General features: G+C 45.9%; 14 protein-coding genes. 7 read left to right on the top strand and 7 right to left on the bottom strand.

The window, feature by feature from the left end; genetic code table 11:
* The first annotated feature begins 558 nt into the window (after positions 1–558).
* Both MKZ13_RS08890 and odhB read left to right on the top strand, forming a co-directional pair.
* Positions 559–3,432: a 2-oxoglutarate dehydrogenase E1 component gene (locus MKZ13_RS08890; RefSeq protein ID WP_339183443.1), complete on the top strand. Its 2,874-nt coding sequence runs from the start codon at positions 559–561 to the stop codon at positions 3,430–3,432.
* A 5-nt stretch (positions 3,433–3,437) separates the two neighbouring features.
* Positions 3,438–4,709 (top strand): 2-oxoglutarate dehydrogenase complex dihydrolipoyllysine-residue succinyltransferase, encoded by a 1,272-nt coding sequence (gene odhB, locus MKZ13_RS08895; RefSeq protein ID WP_339183445.1) that lies wholly within the window; start codon positions 3,438–3,440, stop codon positions 4,707–4,709.
* A gap of 130 nt (positions 4,710–4,839) precedes the next feature.
* Here odhB and MKZ13_RS08900 read toward each other — a convergent pair whose 3' ends face one another.
* The 4 genes from MKZ13_RS08900 to MKZ13_RS08915 all read right to left on the bottom strand — a co-directional run bounded on the left by MKZ13_RS08900 (position 4,840) and on the right by MKZ13_RS08915 (position 8,567).
* Positions 4,840–5,820, bottom strand: coding sequence for an alpha/beta hydrolase (locus MKZ13_RS08900; protein ID WP_339183447.1), 981 nt, complete (start codon positions 5,818–5,820; stop codon positions 4,840–4,842).
* A 41-nt stretch (positions 5,821–5,861) separates the two neighbouring features.
* Positions 5,862–6,839, bottom strand: coding sequence for a type I phosphomannose isomerase catalytic subunit (locus tag MKZ13_RS08905; protein WP_339183449.1), 978 nt, complete (start codon positions 6,837–6,839; stop codon positions 5,862–5,864).
* A 189-nt stretch (positions 6,840–7,028) separates the two neighbouring features.
* On the bottom strand, positions 7,029–7,613 hold the full coding sequence (locus MKZ13_RS08910; protein WP_339183451.1) for a class I SAM-dependent methyltransferase: 585 nt from the start codon (positions 7,611–7,613) through the stop codon (positions 7,029–7,031).
* On the bottom strand, positions 7,614–8,567 hold the full coding sequence (locus MKZ13_RS08915; RefSeq protein WP_339183453.1) for a TIGR01212 family radical SAM protein: 954 nt from the start codon (positions 8,565–8,567) through the stop codon (positions 7,614–7,616).
* A gap of 318 nt (positions 8,568–8,885) precedes the next feature.
* Between MKZ13_RS08915 and MKZ13_RS08920 the strand changes: the two genes are divergently transcribed.
* Positions 8,886–9,086 carry a hypothetical protein gene (locus tag MKZ13_RS08920; protein WP_017689675.1) on the top strand — a complete coding sequence of 67 codons (201 nt, stop codon included), beginning with the start codon at positions 8,886–8,888 and terminating at the stop codon, positions 9,084–9,086.
* Positions 9,087–9,238: 152 nt separating this feature from the next.
* Positions 9,239–9,994 carry a tRNA (guanosine(46)-N7)-methyltransferase TrmB gene (gene trmB, locus MKZ13_RS08925; protein WP_076252463.1) on the top strand — a complete coding sequence of 252 codons (756 nt, stop codon included), beginning with the start codon at positions 9,239–9,241 and terminating at the stop codon, positions 9,992–9,994.
* Positions 9,995–10,126: 132 nt separating this feature from the next.
* Here the strand turns inward: trmB and MKZ13_RS08930 are convergent, their stop codons facing one another.
* Positions 10,127–12,379 carry a helix-turn-helix domain-containing protein gene (locus MKZ13_RS08930; RefSeq protein ID WP_339183456.1) on the bottom strand — a complete coding sequence of 751 codons (2,253 nt, stop codon included), beginning with the start codon at positions 12,377–12,379 and terminating at the stop codon, positions 10,127–10,129.
* A gap of 408 nt (positions 12,380–12,787) precedes the next feature.
* On the opposite strand from MKZ13_RS08930, the gene MKZ13_RS08935 reads away from it, so the two are divergent.
* The 3 genes from MKZ13_RS08935 (at position 12,788) to MKZ13_RS08945 (ending at position 16,307) form a co-directional block, all read left to right on the top strand.
* Complete coding sequence (locus tag MKZ13_RS08935; protein WP_237176236.1) at positions 12,788–13,693, top strand: ABC transporter permease subunit; 906 nt, start codon at positions 12,788–12,790, stop codon at positions 13,691–13,693.
* A 30-nt stretch (positions 13,694–13,723) separates the two neighbouring features.
* The gene (locus MKZ13_RS08940; protein ID WP_237176235.1) at positions 13,724–14,653 is read left to right on the top strand and encodes a carbohydrate ABC transporter permease; all 930 of its coding nucleotides are present in this window, start codon (positions 13,724–13,726) and stop codon (positions 14,651–14,653) included.
* Positions 14,654–14,759: 106 nt separating this feature from the next.
* The gene (locus tag MKZ13_RS08945; RefSeq protein WP_339183459.1) at positions 14,760–16,307 is read left to right on the top strand and encodes an extracellular solute-binding protein; all 1,548 of its coding nucleotides are present in this window, start codon (positions 14,760–14,762) and stop codon (positions 16,305–16,307) included.
* 140 nt (positions 16,308–16,447) lie between these two features.
* Here MKZ13_RS08945 and MKZ13_RS08950 read toward each other — a convergent pair whose 3' ends face one another.
* Both MKZ13_RS08950 and MKZ13_RS08955 read right to left on the bottom strand, forming a co-directional pair.
* Positions 16,448–17,599 carry a glycosyltransferase gene (locus MKZ13_RS08950; RefSeq protein WP_221822887.1) on the bottom strand — a complete coding sequence of 384 codons (1,152 nt, stop codon included), beginning with the start codon at positions 17,597–17,599 and terminating at the stop codon, positions 16,448–16,450.
* 51 nt (positions 17,600–17,650) lie between these two features.
* Positions 17,651–18,178 (bottom strand): phosphatase PAP2 family protein, encoded by a 528-nt coding sequence (locus MKZ13_RS08955; RefSeq protein WP_017689668.1) that lies wholly within the window; start codon positions 18,176–18,178, stop codon positions 17,651–17,653.
* Positions 18,179–18,361: the final 183 nt, after the last annotated feature.

Here is an 18,361-nt window from a genome sequence, read left to right on the forward strand (position 1 = left end):
AGCTTTTTGCTGTTGGTCACTTGAAGAAAACCCCAATTACTTGTTGAATGTGACGTCAAATGGTTAATGTTTAACTTGACGGTTTGTTTTTGAACATAATGGACCACAATTCAATTAAGGAGGTAAAATGGGAGATCGTATGCCTATTTTGTTGTAATTAAGCGTTTGTTGTTCTACCCAAATTGATCGATTTATTCGATTCATCTAATTTATGCATCAATTGGACTAAAAATAGGAAATGCTCCTGAGCGTAAAAGTTTATAGAATAGATAGTAGAACACGGACTTCACTTGAAGAAGTGGAGAAAGTGTAACCTTCGAACGGATCAGGACAGTATTCGACATCTGTGCGACGGTATATACAATCATTGTTTTACTTTGATTTTGAAAACGCAGACAAACCTTGACGGGAGCGTCGGACTAACGTTACTACCACCAACAGCACGATTATTGGACTTCATGAAAAATTTCGCTTAAAATGTTGAACGAACGCAAATTACGGCTTAGTCAATGATTTCCGTCAAAAACTTATGACTAAATCAAGACGGAGGGAACGTCGATGACGATCGTGGAAGGCAACAAGAAGCCCTGGGAAAGTTACTATGGCCCCAATATGGGATACGTACAGGAACAATATGAATTATTCACTCAAGACCCTGGTTCGGTTACACCGGCTTATCGTGAACTATTTGAACAATGGGGTGCACCGCCGATGTCTGGCAGGGATGCACGCACAACTTCGAATTCCGGCAACGCCCAATTGGCTTCCGGAAGCGTAGACATTCAATTATTACAGAAAGCGGTTACAGCGGGTAAACTGGTATGGAACATCCGTACCTATGGTCATCTTGCTGCAGATATAGATCCGCTTGGAATCAGTGAAGATACAGACACATCTTTGCTGGAACCTCAGCATTTTGAATTAAACGAAGAAGATCTGAAAGCTTTGCCTGCTTCCCTGATCTGGGAAGGAGCAGATGGGCAGACAGCAACCGGATGGGATGCAATCCAACGCTTGCGTCAGATATACACTGGACCCATGGCCTATGAATTCAGTCATGTGCACGAAGTTCAAGAACGTGAGTGGCTGAATCGCCGCGCGGAATCCCGGACATCACCAGCTCCGCTTACGTCGAAAGAACGTAAGGCTTTGCTGGAACGTTTGGTTGAAGTCGAGCAATTTGAAGATTATCTTCACAAAACATTTGTTGGTCAGAAACGTTTCTCCATCGAAGGTAACGATGTGCTTGTGCCGATGCTGGATGAAGCTGTTCGCATCATGGCGGAAGCCGGATCAAGCCACATTCTGATGGGTATGGCCCACCGTGGACGGTTAAACGTACTGGCTCATGTTTTGGGCAAACCGTACAGCAAAATTTTCTCTGAATTTCATCATGCTCCGAACAAAGATTTGGTTCCATCGGAAGGTTCGACTGGAATCAACTACGGTTGGACGGGGGATGTCAAATATCATATGGGTGCCAACCGTTTTGTAAAAGACGGGGAAACTGTACAGGCACGCCTTACTCTGGCGAATAACCCGAGCCATCTGGAATACGTTAATCCGGTTGTACAAGGGTTTGCTCGTGCGGCTCAGGATGACCGTCGTGACCCTGGATATCCGAAGCAGGACGTGACGAAGGCAGCTACCATTTTGATGCATGGTGATGCAGCATTCCCTGGCGAAGGGATCGTTGCCGAGACGCTTAACTTCAAAGCTCTGCCAGGATATCAGAATGGCGGAACCATCCATATTATCGTCAACAATCGTCTGGGTTTCACTACAGATAGCGGTGATTCCCGTTCAACGTATTACGCAAGTGACCTTGCTAAAGGGTACGAAATTCCGATTGTACACGTGAATGCGGACAATCCGGAAGCTTGTATTGCAGCCATTCGTATGGCAGCCGAGTATCGCAATCGTTTCAAAAAGGATTTCCTGATCGACTTGATCGGTTACCGTCGCTACGGCCATAACGAAACCGATGATCCCGAAACAACTCAACCTATCGTTTATGACAAGGTGAAAAACCATCCAACGGTAAGCCACTTGTATCAGGATCAGTTGAAAGAAGAATCGATTATCGATGATGCATCCATTACGAGCATTCGCGATGGAGTAACGAACAAATTAAAAGAAGCTTATGACCAGATGAAGAAAAATGAAGTACATGAATATTATCAACGGAAAATCAGTGAGCCGGAGGCTGTTACGATTACTCCGACTGCGGTACCACTGGAGAATCTGCGCAGCATTAATGCCGATTTGCTGAAATGGCCTGAGAACTTCAATGTGTATCCGAAGTTACAGCGGATTTTGCAACGCCGGAGCACTTCCCTGAACGAAGGGGAAAAAGTGGATTGGAGCCTTGCGGAGACACTCGCATTTGCAACCATTCTGGCAGATGGCAAGCCAATTCGGATTAGTGGACAGGATGCCGAGCGTGCTACATTCGCTCATCGGAATCTGGTGTTACATGATTCGGAGAATGGAGCAAAGTTCTGCCCATTACATCACTTGCCACAGGCAAGAGCATCCTTTGCAATCTATAACAGTCCGTTGTCTGAAGAATCCGTTGTTGGATTCGAATATGGCTATAACGTATATTCACCAGATACATTGGTCATTTGGGAAGCTCAATTCGGAGACTTTGCCAACTGTGCACAGGTTATATTTGACCAGTTTGTATCAGCGGGCCGCGCCAAATGGTCTCAGAAGTCCAGTCTGGTGATGTTGTTACCACATGCGAATGAGGGTCAAGGACCTGAGCATACAAGTGCTCGTCTGGAACGCTTCCTGCAGCTTTGTGCAGAAGACAACATGACGGTTGCCAACTTGTCGAGTGCATCCCAGTACTTCCACTTGTTGCGTCGTCAAGCCTCGTTGACTGAAACGGAAGATGCTCGTCCACTTGTGATGATGTCACCGAAAAGTCTCATTCGTAACCCGCGTGTTGCATCACCGGCAGTTGAATTCAGTGAAGGCAAGTTTGAACTTGTACTGGAACAAGCTGGACTGGGGACACAGCCGGATCGTGTAGAGCGCATTATTTTGTGCAGTGGCAAGATTGCCATTGACCTGGAAGATGCTATTGAAAAAGATAAAGCAGATCGGTCATGGCTTCACATTATTCGTGTGGAACAGTTGTATCCGTTCCCGGCAGAAGAGATCAAACGTGTCCTTGCCCGTTTCAGTAATGTAAAAGAGTTGGTATGGGTACAGGAAGAGAACAAAAACATGGGTGCCTGGACATACATGGAGCCTCGTCTTCGTGAAGTCGCCCCGGAAGGCACAACGGTTAGATATGAAGGTCGCCCGGAACATGCAAGTCCTTCCAGCGGTTATCAGCTTGTGCATAGTATGGAACAGCAACAGATTATTACATCTGCGTTGAAACAAACGACGAAGAATAATATTCCACTGGGGAGGTAACAGCTGTGAGTGAAATTAAAGTACCTGCAATGGGTGAGTCAATAACTGAGGGAACTGTATCCAGATGGATGGTTAAAGAAGGGGATACCGTTAATCAGGGTGATGTGCTTCTTGAACTGGAAACGGATAAAGTAAATATTGAGATCAGCGCAGAAGAAAGTGGCGTGCTGGAGAAGATCATTCGTCAGGAAGGCGAGACGGTAGAGATCGGTGAAACGATCGGTACACTCTCAGCTGGTTCTGGAGGAGGAAGCGGTGCACCCGCTTCCGAACCAGTAGCTGAAGAGAAAAAGGCCGTTACTCCTGCACCTGAAGCTTCAACACCACCACCAGCACCTGTTGCGGCAGCACCAGAGTCATCCGATAGTGCCAAGACGGCTTCACCGTCTGCTCGTAAGCTTGCACGTGAACGTGGTATCGAGTTAGATCAGGTTCAGAGTAAAGATCCAATTGGACGGGTATACCAGGATGATGTGAAGAGCCATAACAATCAGGCTCCTGCTCCTGCTGCTCCACCTGCGAGTAAAGCTCCAGCAGCACCAAGTGCTCCGGCAACTGGAAGTTCTACCTATACCAAACCAGTGGAGCGGCAGCGGATGTCTCGCCGCCGTGCGACCATTGCCAAACGTCTGGTAGAGGCTCAGCAGACAGCAGCCATGCTGACTACGTTTAATGAAGTTGATATGACTGCGATCATGGATGTACGTAAACGCCGTAAGGACAAGTTCAAAGAGAAACATGAGATCAACCTGGGCTTTATGTCCTTCTTCACCAAAGCGGTTGTGGGAGCTTTGAAAAAATTCCCTACAATCAACGCAGAGATTGATGGTGAAGATGTTGTTCTCAAAAAGTATTATGATATCGGCATTGCCGTATCTGCGAAGGAAGGACTGGTTGTACCGGTTGTACGTGATGCCGATCGTCTGGGCTTTGCCGAGATCGAGAAGAGCATTGCAGACCTGGCATCCAAAGCTCGTTCCAACACACTGGCGTTGTCTGATCTTCAAGGCGGAACGTTCACCATTACCAATGGCGGAACATTTGGTTCCTTGTTGTCTACGCCAATTCTGAATACACCTCAAGTGGGTATTCTGGGAATGCATAAGATCCAGCTTCGTCCAGTGGCGATTGATGCAGAGCGGATGGAGAACCGTCCAATGATGTACATCGCGTTGTCCTATGATCACCGGATCATCGACGGTAGTGAAGCGGTACGTTTCCTCGTGACCGTGAAAGAACTGCTTGAAGACCCGGAATCCCTGTTGATTGAAGGTTAATCCATAACGTTTGAATATAGCTATTATTCATATCGCTTAACAAGAAAACCCCTGAACTGGAGTGCAGCGTGAGCTGAGCATCCGATTCAGGGGTTTCTTTTGGCTTTTGGTATGTTGTTCTCTGAATCTATTATATAGAGTCAGCGGTCTCAGTAGGACTCACCGGACTAGGGTGTGTATTCGAGCCAGGGGTATTCCGCTCTAGCCAGTTCACAACGTGCTGGGCTACTTCTGTTCGGTTGATCTCATGCAGCATTTCATGGCGTCCATCCGGATACAGGCGATACTCAATGTTCTCCAGCTGAAGCTTCTTATACTGCGAGACCAGATTAAGAACGCCTTTGCCATGAAGTCCAACAGGGTCCTTCTCACCTGAGAACAGGTATACGGGTTTGTGTTTGGGTATGCGCTCCATATTGTGTGGAAGATGGACTTCAAGCAGCAATTTGAAGAAGTCGCGGAAAAAGCCTGCTGTACAGACCGCTCCGCACAGGGGGTCATCAATGAATCGCTGAACCTCTTGTGAGTCCCGGGACAACCAATCAAACGGTGTCGTCGCGGGGCGGAAAGAGCGGTTAAATCCACCAAATACAATCGCGTTGAGCAGCATGCTGGGGTGGGTAGCACCCTGAATGCCACACTGCAAGAAGGCCAGCTTCTCTCCAAACCGGAGCAGACCGCGTCTTCCGTTTGTTCCGGATAAAATAAAGGCATGGTACTGCTCATGACCCGCGTACATGAGATGTTGTACCAAGAATGAGCCCATGCTATGTCCCATTAGAAACATGGGGACCCCAGGATTTTCTTTGGCGGCTACTTCGCCCAGATTGATCATATCACTCGCCATCCAGCGGAAGGCATCGATACCAGCATTACCAAGCAACTTGGCATTCTCCACAGTTTTGCCATGACCCCGATGGTCATTGGCATAAACCGCATAGCCATTTTGGGTAAGAATGTCGGCAAATTCGGCGTATCGGGCTGCCGTCTCGCCCATGCCGTGTGCAATTTGCACTACACCTTTAACGTTGCATTCCGGATCGGGAAGCCAGCGGTACACATGAATACGGGTACCTTCACTAGCGACCAAGGCAAAGGTAGATTCCTGCATCTCGTGTAATTCCTCCTTCACAGGTTACATATAAGCTTGATTTATGGCAGATAAGAGCGAAGAACAGTGGTATTTCCATTTAATGTATAACAACCCAGATTGGCTGGCAAGAGATAACATTGTCCAGCTTTCAATTCAATGCTGTCTGATTCAGCATGTGCCCACTCCAAAGTTCCTTCTCCTTCACAGACAACGAGAATCGTGAAGCTGTCAGGATTGGTGGAGAGTTCCCAACGTTTATTCACAATACCTTTTTCAACTACAAAATAAGGGCATTCCGCAAGCTTGAGCCATTCACCAGGAGTAGCGTTATTTGTTTTCATCGTTGAGGCACCTGCGCCCTCATAGGCGGTGACATTTAATGAGTCTTCAACATGCAACTCACGTGGTTTGCCATCCAGCCCTGGACGATTATAATCGTAGATCCGGTACGTCGTATCTGAGTTTTGCTGAATCTCAGCGACAACGACACCTGCACAGAGCGCATGCACTGTTCCGGCAGGGATAAAGAACGTATCGCCGGCCTCTACAGGTACCTGACGAAGGGTATCCATCACCGTGCCGTTTTCCAATGCTTCTTTTAATGTTGCCCGATCAACGCCTTCGTTCAAGCCATAGATGATGTGTGCGCCCGGTTTTGCGTCGAGTACATACCACATTTCTGTTTTGCCAAGCTCGCCTGGAGGAAGTGCCTCATAATCGTCTGTTGGATGAACCTGAACGGACAGGTCATCGTTGCAGTCAAGCAGCTTAATCAGAAGGGGGAAACGGCCGCCTTTTTCAGAGACACCTTTGGTTCCAAGCCATTCGGTGCCCAGTTGTTCACGAACTTCATCCAGACCTTTGCCAGCCAGTGCTCCATTTAATACCTTGGTTGTACCGTTGGGATGATCCGCAATCATCCATCCTTCTCCGATATGTCCTTCAGGGGGCGTAAGGCCGAATTGCTCCAGCGCACGACCGCCCCACACACGTTCTTTGAACTCAGGTTGGAATTGTAATGGGTATGGCGTAGACATCAGTAATCTCTCCTCTAGTATATGAAATGGTGGATCGCTTTAATCAGTCATGGGCATGTAGTCGCCATGAGCAAACAAGTGAATACGTTTGCATATGTAGATGTAGAACACAGATCGCAGTAAGAAAAAGCCGTAAATAGCTCGCCTTGCGATTGTGTCTAGTTTATTGTATTTGGTGAACAAAGGAAATTATTTTTTCTCGATTCCGATCAGAAAAGGAGAAGTTTCTCGCTGCAATTGGCGATAGATCACAACCTGTGCCTGTTCCACCGGAAGGGCAGAGGACCAGTCCAATACAGCTTCTGCTTCCTGTGCCCCTCCGTCATGACCGGGGTAGAGCACAACCGTAATAATTCCGCGAGGACGTAATAAAGCGAGTGCAGCCTCGAGTGCAGCGATCGTGCTGTCAGTCTCGGTGATGATGGAGGAATCTGCACTTTCTGAAGGCAGGTACCCCAGATTGAACATAACTGCACCAACCGTACCAAGCCATGACTCAGGCACTGCTTCTGCCATTCGATCATGGCTTAGTTGAAGCATGGAGATGGAGCCAAGCTTGGCTTCATCATTTTGTTTTCGAATCCGGGCCTGTGCCAGCGTGAGGGCTTCACTTTGAATATCGAATCCAATGACTTGACCACGCCGGCCAACTTGTTGTGCCAAAAATAGTGTGTCTGCTCCTGTACCCACCGTTGCATCTATCGCCAGATCACCTTGCTGCAGACGGGAAGCAATCCACTGATGCGCACAGCTGAGAACTGAAAGAAAGCCCATCTATACTCGCCTCCAATACTTACCTTGCCATGAATCCCGCTCTCGCAGCTCACGATCAATGGAGTTTAACACTTCCCATTTGTTCATGGACCACATCGGTCCAATCAACAGATCACGTGGTGCGTCGCCTGTAAGACGGTGTACGATCATTTCCGGTGGAAGCATCTCCAGTGTATCTACGATCAGCTTGATATACTCGTCCTGATCCAGAAAACGTAAAAGACCAGCTTCGTATTGCTTCACCATTGGTGTTTTGCGCATGAGATGTAACAGGTGAATCTTGATTCCCTGTACATCCATATTGGCAACTGCACGTCCAGTGTCCAGCATCATCTCATGTGTCTCTTGAGGCAGACCATATATGATATGTGTGCACACACGTATATTCCGTTTGCGCAGTTTCTCAACCGCTTCTTCGTAACACTTTGTGTCGTGCGCACGATTAATCAATGTTGATGTGGAATCATGGATCGTTTGAAGTCCCATCTCAACCCACAGATAAGTGCGCTCGTTGAGTTCAGCCAAATAATCAACAACGTCATCTGGCAAACAATCCGGGCGAGTGGCGATGGACAAACCAACAACACCGGGTTGCTCCAGAATTTCTTCAAAATATTCGCGCAACTCCTCAACCGGAGCATACGTATTCGTATAGGCTTGGAAGTAGCCAATATAATGGGCTGTAGGCCACTTGAGGTGCTGTTTATCTCGAATTGTATTGAATTGGGTGACCAGATCTTCACGTCTGCTGCCAGCAAAATCGCCTGATCCACGCGCACTGCAGAAGGTGCAGCCACCTTTGGCAATGGAACCATCACGGTTGGGACAGGTGAATCCAGCATCCAGCATCACTTTGAAAACCTTATTGTTAAATTGATCGCGCATCTCATAATTCCAGGTATGGAATCGTTTATCTCCCCACAAAAGAGGGGGCTGTAATGCAGGTGCATTCATCTTCAGGGTACTCCTTTGGCTGTCGAATTACAGTAATCATACGTGAACAAAAGAAGAAGTGCTATGCGATTTCCGTCATAGACGATGGATAGCGATTATAGGTGTCTTCATGAACTTTTATCATTGTATCAAAAAACTAAAAAAAAAGGGAATCGAAACGCAAAAATAGGCCGTAAAATCAAGGTTTTCTCCTTGCTATAGTTTACACCTTATGTTATATTTAAATCAGCGTCAGACACCATCTAATGGGTATTATTCATCATAGCATTTGAATCAACGTTGACGTCATGGACCATACTATACCGTGAGGTGATATGAATGAATTCCCAAGTTAAAAACAAAGAATTGAATCATGTGTCTGTTGAATTGACGGCAGAAGAAGCGCTGGCTTTAACAGGTGTTCGTTTTAATGGAAATCCGAAAGTGAAAGCGGCTGCAAGACAAAAAGTTCGCGATGCTTTCGAAAAGACATTTGATTTTTCACACCAAGATAAGGTAGACTATGAACTACTAAAGTAGTTGGACCCCAATTCCAAATAAATCGAAGAGGGAATCTTTGAGATTTGCCCAAAGTGGCAGATCCGAAGATTCCCTTTTCATTGCTCTTTACAATTTGCCAGTTCTTCGGCAAAATAGTTCTGAGACAAGTATGGGACAAACGGAGGAATAAAATGCGTTTACGTGGCAGAAAAGGGATAAGAGAAAATCTGGAGCAACAAGTTGATCTTGTTGTACTGGACCCCAAGCAACATAAAGGAAAATGGTCTGAACTGTTTGGCAATGATCACCCGATCTTCGTGGAATTTGGTATGGGTAAAGGTCAATTTATCAGCCAAATGAGTTATAAATATCCGGAATTTAATTTCATCGGTATTGATATGTATGATGAACTGGTGCGTCGTGCCAGTGAGAAAGCTCGTAATGCGTGGAGTCAGGCTGATGTGGAGACACCCCCTAACCTGAAGCTTGCGCTGGCAAATATCGAACAGATCGAAGAAGTTTTTGAACCGGAAGAACTGGAGCGCATTTATTTGAACTTCAGTGATCCTTGGCCAAAAGCAAAGCATGCACGTCGTCGGTTGACGCATCCGCGCTTCCTGAAGAAATACACAGAATTGCTTAATCCCAAAGGTCAGATTCATTTCAAAACCGATTCGGAGACGCTGTTTGATTTCTCACTCAACGCCATTGCCGACTTCGGCCTGCAAATGACCAATATTTCTTTGAATCTGCATCGTGATGGTTTGAATGAAGAACATGTGATGACGGAGTACGAGCAGAAATTCATGGGTAAAGGTATGAACATTCACCGGGTTGAAGTGATTGTGGGTGAAGAGGCCTTGCGTGAGTATCAGCAGACACGTCTGGACAAGTATAAAGTTCGTGAAGCTTCTGATGAGTCTGGTGAAGATCAGGAACAGGAATAATTCGAAAAATCTAACTTAAACTCAATTAGGTAGAGCGACACATGAGGTGAATGGTTTCATTCTCATAGGTCGCTCTTTTTTTGCATGAACAATCAATATGCCATGCTCCATAAACTCAAGTCTGGGATGATTTCAAAAGTTCTCTGAATGAAACTCTTTGCGGCGATAATCGTTTGGTGTAACCCCGTTGAACTTTTTGAACATGCGATAGAAGTATGAACTGTTGGTGAATCCCGTTCTCTCGGCAATATCGGCAACAGAGTTCTCTGTCTCTACCAGCAGATGCTGGGCCTTGGCTATGCGGGTTTCATTAATCACGTCCGTAAGCCCTTTCAAGGTAAGCTGTTTGTAGAGCCTGCTTACATAGATGGGCGACATGCTCAACTCATCTGCGATAGAAGTTAGACATAGATTGGGCTCCGCATAGTCCCGCTCAATAATGCCATTGATTTTACGAATCAATTCTTCATGTTTCAGTGTACGTTTCTCCTCCACTTTGGAACCAAGCTCATCAAACATCCGATAGAAGTGTTCATGTACTTCACTGATGTCTTCCGCGTCTTTGACAGGCAGCATTAGACCATCCGAGACTGAATCAAGCGTGAGTTGATTATTCTTCTTGAGGGTATTTCGTACATGGTTCAGTGTCATCGTCAGATGGGATAAGGCTAGCTGGAAGACGGTAAATGGATATGCGGCTGTCTCGCCGACGATGTCTGCATAGACTTGTTTTGCTTCTCGTGTCTTACCTGTCATTAGATGATCGACTAGTTGTCTTTCCTTACCTGCCGGGAATGCGTACTCCTTGGCGTGATACGCCATGATGTCAGAGGTATAGATCAGACAGCCCGGTCCCATGAACAAACGATGCAGTGAGGCTTCGGCTGATCTGGTATAGGATGCAATACTGTCTTCCAATGAATCTTCTTCCGTGCCGATCGTACAGGAGATGGAGCATTTCAAATGGGTCATTACAGCTGCCTGCATCATACGTAGCAGCTCTTCGATCCGGTTATGAGCAGGTTGCCCAAGTTCATGGCTTTCCGTTTTTTCATTGAAGATGAGTGTGATCAGATCACCGCCCATGTCGACAGCTTCCGCATTGTAGTGAAGATCGGCTGTCTCGGTGCAGATGTTCATCATGGCGTATTTTACAAGCTGGGTCTCATCACGATACGTTTCGCTGAATTCGGTAAAATGATCAATACGCAGCAATACCAGTCTGGATGCACGCTGAACATCAATGGAGGAACCATAGAACTTCATTCGTTCTTCCAGCATACCTCCAGTTACTGTTTCACGGCCCTGCAGAGCTCCCCGCAGAAAATCCTGCCGTAACAAATGAAGACTGCCACGGCGCTCTGCTTCCATCACACGTAAACGAACAATCACCTTATCAATAGGGTGATATAATTTTCGGGACACAAGGTAAGAGAGCAGTAACCCTGCGAAGAGAAGTCCAACACAAAACAGAACGGTATGTGTGCGCATGCTCCGTATATCTGAGGTGATCAGATCATAAGGTGTTATTCTCACATAACGCCAACCCAGGTCATCGGGAGCGGTATAGGTGATGAGGGATTTTTCTCCGTCAACCTTCTCGGTAAAGTAAGCTGACTGTTCCGTATCCTGCATAATTGGCTTCATAAAAGCTTCACTGGAGAGATTTCTCATCAATGCACGGTCGCCAAAGTCAGATAAAAGGTCTCCATTCTCATTCACGATAAAGGTTTTGCCGGGTTGATCCACAGCATTCATATTCGGACTGAGCCAATCATCTTTGATATTAACGATGACAGCATAGTTTAGCTTCGCGTTATCATTAATCGTGTCATAACAGAGATAGGTGTAGCTGTTAACCTCTGTTGCTTCGGTAGAGCCGACCTGATATGTACGCGGGATAGGCACAAAAGGTTTATAGTCATGGAAGCGTTGGAGGATGTTTGTAATCCCCTGATCATCGATCTCCGAGATGGACTGCTGCCCATTGCGCATGTTGGAACTGATAAAGAATTCTTTACTTTTGGAGTTATATACATAGATGGATTCGATAAAGGGAAGGGACATACGGTAGTTGTCTAGCTGCTCCATCGCCGATGTAATCTCATAGATATTTGGTTTGGAATAGAGCAGTAATGAAGAGATGGTGTAGTCCTGATAAATCTGATATGACAATGATTTCGCAGTCTCGGTCATTTTGGCCACTTCACGGCTGGTTTGAGTAAGACTGTTCATATCTGTACGATACACCTGGCGAAGAGCGATCCGATTATAGTTGACGTACAAAATAGAAGAAGCGACAAGTAAGGTAGCGACGGTACTGATAATAATGCCGATCAGAATCCGTGTGAAGACTTTCTGACTGTCCTCTGAACGTTTACGCATTCATCTTCCCCCTCGGACCTCCTGTTTTGGGTGAATAACATAGAAATTCATGTACATACGTGAGGCTTAATATATGGATGAGCAGAAGAGCAAGAGTAACTTGAATTATATATTATGTATGCGTTTACATCAATGGTGGACAAGCCATTTTGCTTGTTTTGCCTACATAAAGTTCAACTTTCGCTGGATTGTTCACTAGGTGTAGCCTATGCACGATATCAACATTTGTGAACGGATGTGTGTGGATGTCTATTCATTTCATGGTTCGTTCATTTTGTTCATAGTTCATTTCGCAGAATCGTTCATTTTCTGAAGGGAAGCTTCAGTATCCGTGAGTGAAGAGAGCATCTACAATAAAAAGAGAGCTCCACCACGCAGCACCGCAAGAAATTCGGGAGGGATCGAGCCATGCTCAAAGAATTGAACAAAAACAAAATCATGTTTCTGATGCTGTTGCCCACGCTGATCTTTTTTCTGATTAACTCGTATTTTCCGATGATCGGCATCTATTATGCGTTCACCCGGTATGATTTTGAAGGCGGATTATTTGGTAGTCCATTTGTCGGTCTGGAGAACTTTAGGTTCCTGTGGCAATCCGGAATGTTGCTCAAGCTCACAACCAATACCGTGGGTTACAATCTCGCCTTCATTATATTAGGTAACGGTCTTGCGATCTTCTGTGCGATTATGCTTAGCGAGATCCGGGGCAGGTTATTCAAAAAAATTACGCAATCCGTCATGTTTTTGCCGTATTTCATCTCATTTGTACTATTAAGTGTAATCGCTTACAACATGTTTAACTACGAGTCGGGTTTTGTGAACACGGTGCTCAAACGTTTTGAGGCCGGCCCGGTCGACATTTATAACACACCCTGGATCTGGGTGTTCCTGATCATCATCTTTTATCTGTGGAAAAATCTTGGATACAGCATGGTCATCTATCTGGCCGCCATAACGGGGATCAGTGATGAGTATTATGAAGCCGCCCGAATCGACGGGGCCAATATATTTCAGCGGATCTGGTACATTACGGTACCGATGCTGAAGCCAACCTTTGTCATCCTGTTGTTGTTCTCACTCGGCAGCATTATGAAGGGGCAGTTTGACCTGTTCTATCAACTGATCGGTAACAACGGGGTATTGTACAACGCTACAGATATTATTGATACGTATGTGTATCGTTCACTGAAAGTAACGTTTGATATCGGGATGGCAACGGCTGCGGGTCTGTATCAGTCCTTGTTTGGATTCATTTTGATCATGACCGTCAACTATATTATCCGCAAAGTAAATGAGGACTACGCCTTGTTCTAGAACGCCCGCAGGGCAGGAGGGAGAACGATCATGAACACGCCAATGAATACTCACACTCGTACGAATACTCGTCTCAGAGATTCGGAATTCACTTTCATGTTTCAACTGATTTCCTACAGCTTCATCATCATTTTATCAATCATGTGCTTGCTACCGTTTCTGCTGATTCTATCCGGTTCATTCAGCAGCAACGAGTCCATTGTGAGGGATGGTTATCACCTCTTTCCAACGGACTTTTCCCTAGAAGGTTACAAAATGGTGTTCAAATTCCCGACTCAGGTACTCAAGGCTTATGGGGTAACGGTCTTTACAACGGTGGTGGGAACTACGCTAGGGCTGTTCCTCATCACGATGGCCGGATTTGTGCTCCAGCGTAAGGATTTTAAATATCGGAACACATTCTCGTTTTTTATCTACTTCACAACCCTGTTTGGTGGGGGACTTGTACCTTGGTACATTATGCTGGCGAACTACTTCAATCTCACAGATACGTACACCGTACTGATTTTCCCGGGGTTGATGACGCCATTCCTCATTATCCTGATGAAAAACTTCATTCGCTCGGCAGTGCCGGATGAATTGATTGAGTCCGCCAAAATTGATGGAGCGAATGACTTCCGCATCTATGTCAGCATTGTGTTGAAACTGGCGATGCCTGGTATCGCCACCGTAGGTCTGTTTCTGGCACTGGGTTACTGGAATGACTGGTTTACCTCATCCCTCTTCATTAACAACCCGGATATGTACCAACTGCAATTTTATCTCTACAACACGATGAACACGATTACTTTCATTGACCAGATGGCAATTGGCACAGGGATCACACTCAGTCAGGATGTGCCTACCGAATCAACCAAGATGGCAATGGCTATCGTTGTAACGGGACCGATTTTGTTCCTGTATCCGTTTGTACAACGTTATTTTGTTAAAGGACTCACCATTGGTGCAGTGAAAGGTTAGAACGTGAACACGCTGTGGGCGTCAGGCCATTGACATCATTTCCGGTCTGAAACATGGCGAGTCTGCGCTAACATATAAAGGTTCACCACAAAAAGGGAGGATGCGTATGCGTAACAAAACAATTCGGCACCTGTCTCTGGTACTTGCCCTGATGTTGTTCGCCGGGGTACTTGCCGCATGTAATAACGGTTCGGGGGGATCGAAGCAAGGAAGTGAACAAGGAGGAACATCCGGGAACAAAGGAGAGAAAGTCACACTTCAATTTTACATGCTTGGGGATGCTCCCAAAGATCTGCCTGTTATTGAATCCGAGATCAATAAGCTGGCGGAGGCTGATCTGAACGTCAATGTGAAATTCAACTACACCTCATGGACCGACTGGGATCAAAAATATAAACTGCTGCTGTCTTCCGGACAGCCGATCGATCTGATCTTCACAGCGGATTGGACATTCTACCAGTCCTATGCCAAGAAGGGCGCGTTTCTGCCACTGGATGAAATGCTGCCTACAGCAGCGCCAGCACTGAAAGCTCATGTCCCTGATGACATGTGGGATGCTGTCAAAATCAATGACAAAATCTATACTGTTCCATCAACTTGGATTGAGTATGTAACGGAGGGAATTGCGTACCGTGAGGACTTGCGCGAGAAGTACAATCTTCCAAAACCGGAATCCTTGGAAACGCTTGAAGCATATCTGGAGGGCATCAAAGCCAACGAACCCAATATGATTCCGATTGCGGATAGCAATGCCAACCATACCCATGGTATTCGTCAATTGACATCCAAGCTGGTTAATACAGCAGGTCAACTTCCATATGGACTGGATATTATGTATGACACACCATCAACTGTGACGTCCTATTGGGGATCCGCGCAACACCTGGAAGACCTGAAAACATACAAACGTTGGATGGACAAAGGATTTTTCCCGAAAAACGTACTGAATGTAAAAGATACATCCAACTCGTTGCTGCAAAATGGAAAAGCGGCCGTTGTTCTGTCCGGGGAAAACCCTAACAAATTTAATGCAGATGTAATCAAGGTACAGTCTACGCATCCAGATTGGAAACTGGCTTATTTCCCTTACCCGAATGCGAAAGGGTTTGCACAACCGGTTCACCCGATCCACAATGGTTTTGCGATTCCGCGTAGCAGTAAAAACCCGGAAAAAGCATTGGCATTTTATGAGAAACTTGTGACAGACAAACGATATAATTGGTTGACTGAATACGGTATTGAAGGCAAAAACTTCGAGGTAGATAATGGATATTACAAAATGGTCGGAGATGCACAAACAAACGGCTTCCCGCGTGAGGGCATGAATGGCTGGGCTTGGCGTAATCCGGAATTCATGCTCTATGATAAAACCTTTGATGATGTCCTGACCATGTTTGAAGATCTCGACAAAATCAAAAAGCCGGATATCTTTACAGGATTTGCTGAAGACTGGACTCCGTACCAAGCCGAGAAGGCTGCATTGGAGCAAGTGGAAAAACAATATTTGTATCCGCTTAATGTAGGTTTGGTGGCAGACGTAGAGGCTGGATTGAACACATTTATGGAGAAGGCTAAACAAGCAGGATTGGAAAAAATTCAGGCAGATTACACCAAGCAGTGGCAGGAGTACTTGAAGTCTACAGGCATACAATAGTTTGTACTTTCCTTCATAAAGAAAAGGTGCCTTCGGATTCGAAGGCACCTTTTCAATGTGGTTGCAGTCTTGTTTGAAGCCGTTGGTTAGAGGCTTGATTAGACGAAGAATACGGGAAGCGACATCCTAATGGGATAAATTCATAAACGGGCCTCTTCTGCGGATGAAGGACGAACGTCCTCCAGCAGATCGATAATACTTTGAGCACTCTGCAGCGGATGAACCTTGGCGATTTCCGCCAGATGACGTTTGCGTTTACGTACAACATCCGGGTAGTGATGCAACAGCTTGTTCATCCATTTGACCACTACGTCGAGCGATGTTATGGGTTCTCCCAACCCTCTTGCGGTAAAATAGTGGACGTTTTCTTCTTCCTGACCAGGTATAGGGTTGTGGAACAACATTGGAATTCCTTTGGCCAAGCCTTCGCTGCATGTCATTCCCCCAGGTTTGGTGATCAGCAGGTCGGATACTTCCATCAATTTGTCCACTTCGTTGGTGTATCCCAAAATATGAATGTTTTCTTTGCGATACATGGGGTTCTGTTCCATGCTGATCCGTGCTTTATCATTGCGACCCAGACAAAAAATGATCTGAATATCTTCATGCCAGCGTGTCAGCAGCGGATGGACCAGCTTGTCGCTGAGCATTCCCCAACCGCCGCCCATCACAAGTACAGTGGGCATGTTCTTGAGGTTGAATCTGCTTCTAATCTCTTCTCGCCCGGGATGCTCCCAGAAATTCGGATGCACCGGAATACCCGTGACTCGAATGTTGTCTGTAGGTACGCCGCGTAGCATTAGTTTGGACTTAACCTCATCTGAAGAAACCAGATAAAGGTCTACTTCACGGTTAATCCACGTCCCATGTGCATCATAGTCGGTGATGACTGTGCATAGGGGAACCTGTACACCCAGACGCTTCAGTCTGGATATGACAGCACTTGGAATCGGATGTGTACAGACGATCGCATCGGGACGTAACTGGCGAACAACGCTGCGTGTATGTGTATAGAACAGTTTATGCAGCGCCAGTGTTGTCAGCCTGTTCAATGATTTTTTATATTGGTGTCTGTATACGTATCCGACAAGTTTGGGTTGATTGGTAACCGTTTTTTTGTATGCTGTTATAATCAGAGGTGCAACCTTGGGATTTAAGAAACTTCCCAGTTCAAGCACTTTTGTCTGCACGTCTGGCGAGAGCTTTCGCAAATTGCTGGACAGTGCATAGGCGGCTTGAGTATGACCCGTACCAAAGCCTTCAGATAATAGTAATACTCTTTTTTTCTCCACGCTTGCTTCACCTGTTCCTGCTAGGTTTTTCTGAGTCTAAACATATCGGCTTTAAGACCAGAATGCAACTGTTGCAAGTGCGACTAAAGTACCTATTGTGGCACCTGCCAGAACATCGGAAGGATAGTGTAATCCCAGATAAATTCGAGAGAATCCGACAATAAGGGCCACAGGCAACAATATTAGCAATAAGATCGGATCAGTGGTCATAAAGGGAACCGTGACCGAAAAAATGGCAGTTGTGTGTCCTGAAGGAAACGAGTGATCCGTCAGGGGATTACGGAACGTAATTGTATCCGGCAAGGCCAGATAAGGTCGAATGCGGGGATACAATTTTTTCGCGATGGCTACAGGAATGTGGCTGACCGCAAGAGCGATACAAGCCTGAAGTCCTGTTGTGCTCCATGGAGCTGGAGCAAGCAGCCAGATTAACAGTGATATTGCAATAGAAGAAGTTGCTCCACCCAGATGGGTGAAATAATACAGCCAAAAATTCATAAAACGATTATGAAGCCGGCCGTTGATCCACATAAAAACATTTCGATCATAATCTTGAAACTTTAAGAATAAACGGCTCATATTGGCCTCCTGCCAGTCAGGCCGCCCGTAATGGCGGCATTATTTCCGGTGATTTTCTACATCCGGTTTCGTCCTGATTAGTATATAACCGTTTTTCATGAACTTGAGGTTATTTCAGGTATATGTTTATCATATTTTTAAATGTTGTCCTTTTCAAGAAGAACCCATGTAAAGAACGTAAAA

It is taken from the genome of Paenibacillus sp. FSL R5-0701, assembly GCF_037973995.1.
Classification (GTDB): domain Bacteria; phylum Bacillota; class Bacilli; order Paenibacillales; family Paenibacillaceae; genus Paenibacillus.

Coding starts and splice junctions, on each gene's coding strand:
- MKZ13_RS08945 (WP_339183459.1), top strand. CDS start 14,760: ATGCGTAACAAAACAATTCGGCACCTGTCTCTGGTACTTGCCCTGATG.
- MKZ13_RS08905 (WP_339183449.1), bottom strand. CDS start 6,839: ATGTCTACGCCATACCCATTACAATTCCAACCTGAGTTCAAAGAACGT.
- trmB (WP_076252463.1), top strand. CDS start 9,239: ATGCGTTTACGTGGCAGAAAAGGGATAAGAGAAAATCTGGAGCAACAA.
- MKZ13_RS08940 (WP_237176235.1), top strand. CDS start 13,724: ATGAACACGCCAATGAATACTCACACTCGTACGAATACTCGTCTCAGA.
- MKZ13_RS08890 (WP_339183443.1), top strand. CDS start 559: ATGACGATCGTGGAAGGCAACAAGAAGCCCTGGGAAAGTTACTATGGC.
- MKZ13_RS08915 (WP_339183453.1), bottom strand. CDS start 8,567: ATGAATGCACCTGCATTACAGCCCCCTCTTTTGTGGGGAGATAAACGA.
- MKZ13_RS08955 (WP_017689668.1), bottom strand. CDS start 18,178: ATGAGCCGTTTATTCTTAAAGTTTCAAGATTATGATCGAAATGTTTTT.
- MKZ13_RS08935 (WP_237176236.1), top strand. CDS start 12,788: ATGCTCAAAGAATTGAACAAAAACAAAATCATGTTTCTGATGCTGTTG.
- MKZ13_RS08910 (WP_339183451.1), bottom strand. CDS start 7,613: ATGGGCTTTCTTTCAGTTCTCAGCTGTGCGCATCAGTGGATTGCTTCC.
- MKZ13_RS08900 (WP_339183447.1), bottom strand. CDS start 5,820: ATGCAGGAATCTACCTTTGCCTTGGTCGCTAGTGAAGGTACCCGTATT.
- MKZ13_RS08920 (WP_017689675.1), top strand. CDS start 8,886: ATGAATTCCCAAGTTAAAAACAAAGAATTGAATCATGTGTCTGTTGAA.
- MKZ13_RS08930 (WP_339183456.1), bottom strand. CDS start 12,379: ATGCGTAAACGTTCAGAGGACAGTCAGAAAGTCTTCACACGGATTCTG.